The sequence below is a fragment of the Novispirillum itersonii genome (genome assembly GCF_014205675.1).
Taxonomy (GTDB): domain Bacteria; phylum Pseudomonadota; class Alphaproteobacteria; order Rhodospirillales; family Rhodospirillaceae; genus Novispirillum; species Novispirillum itersonii_A.
On sequence record NZ_JACIIX010000044.1, the window covers coordinates 1 to 1,027 of the forward strand.

Annotated in this window: 1 protein-coding gene; it reads left to right on the forward strand. The window is 61.9% G+C overall.

Annotated features, from left to right (window positions below):
- Positions 1 to 119: 119 nt before the first annotated feature.
- Positions 120 to 1,027 (forward strand): IS110 family RNA-guided transposase (locus FHS48_RS19875; RefSeq protein WP_184266750.1); only part of this gene is annotated, 908 nt, incomplete at its 3' end.

Below are 1,027 nucleotides of genomic sequence, written 5' to 3' on the forward strand. Positions count from 1 at the left end.
TCGAGAAAACGCTGGCCGTTTGATGGGCCGAGTTAGAGTCTGATCGCCCTCGTCTTTTCCATTGGCCTGAACGGATACCAGGGGTTTTGCCCCGGATGACAAGCAGAGGCGCGGAAAAGATGACTGAGACTACCATTGGCATCGACGTATCGAAAGATTTCCTCGATGCCCATCGCCATCCGGATGGCGATGGGCATCGGTTCGCCAACGACAAGGCTGGCTTCAAGGCCCTGATTGGCTGGATCGGCACGGGTGCAAGCCGGGTCGTCTTCGAGCCGACCGGCCCTTACCACGGCGCCCTTGAACGTGCCCTGGCCAAGGCGGGATTGCCGGTTGCGAAAGTCAATCCCCGGCAGGCCCGGCGCTTTGCCGAAGCCACCGGAAAATTGGCCAAGACCGACCGCCTGGATGCGGCCCTACTGGCCCGGATGGGGGCGCTTCTCCAGTTGGAGGTTCGCCCCGCGCACACCGCAATCATTGCCGAGTTGAAGCAGTTGCACCTTGCTCGCCAGGCACTGGTCAAGGATCGCACGGCGGCAAAGAACCGCAGCAAGGCCGCCAGCCTGACTGTGCTCAAGCGTCAGAGCGCCGAGCGCCTGAGGCATATCGAACGGCAGATGACCGCCATCGAGGCCGAGATCAAAAGCCGCATCCAGGGCGATGCCGAACTTGCCCGCCGCTTCGACATCTTGGTCAGCATTCCGGGTGTCGCTCGCCTGACCGCTTTTGTCCTGCTGATCGAGATGCCCGAACTCGGTGCCATGGAAGCCGGACAGGCCGCCAGTCTTTCCGGCCTGGCGCCGGTCGCAAGACAATCAGGGCGCTGGACCGGGAAGGCTTTCATCCGGGGCGGACGCGCCAACGTCCGCCAGGCACTTTACATGCCGGCCTTGGTCGCCATGCGTTTCAATCCCGATCTCAAGGCCAAATACGACCAACTCGTCGGCGCTGGAAAACCAGCAAAAGTCGCCATCACCGCCATCATGCGAAAGCTCATCGTCATGGCAAACGCCCTGCTCAAGGCAGG